Annotated in this window: 1 rRNA gene; it reads right to left on the bottom strand. The window is 50.2% G+C overall.

Annotation, left to right across the window (positions count from 1 at the left end):
* Positions 1 to 20: 20 nt before the first annotated feature.
* Positions 21 to 255: ribosomal RNA gene (locus tag MMG82_RS21500) — 23S ribosomal RNA — on the bottom strand; the annotation flags it as partial.

Genomic DNA, 255 nt, shown 5'->3' with positions numbered 1-255 from the left:
GCAAAACCCATCTGGGTTGTATGGTTAAGCCTCTCGAGTCATTAGTATCAGTTAGCTCAACGCCTCACAACGCTTACACACCTGACCTATCAACGTCCTAGTCTCGAACGGCTCTTTAGTGGACTTAAAGTCCAAGGGATGACTCATCTTGGGGCTCGCTTCCCGCTTAGATGCTTTCAGCGGTTATCGATTCCGAACATAGCTACCGGGCAATGCCATTGGCATGACAACCCGAACACCAGCGGTTCGTTCACT

Origin of the sequence: Shewanella sp. MM_2022_3 (genome assembly GCF_022557375.1) — a bacterium.
Lineage (GTDB): Bacteria > Pseudomonadota > Gammaproteobacteria > Enterobacterales > Shewanellaceae > Shewanella > Shewanella xiamenensis.
The sequence above is the reverse complement of the archived record's forward strand: the minus strand, read 5'-3'. Positions and strand labels throughout refer to the sequence as shown.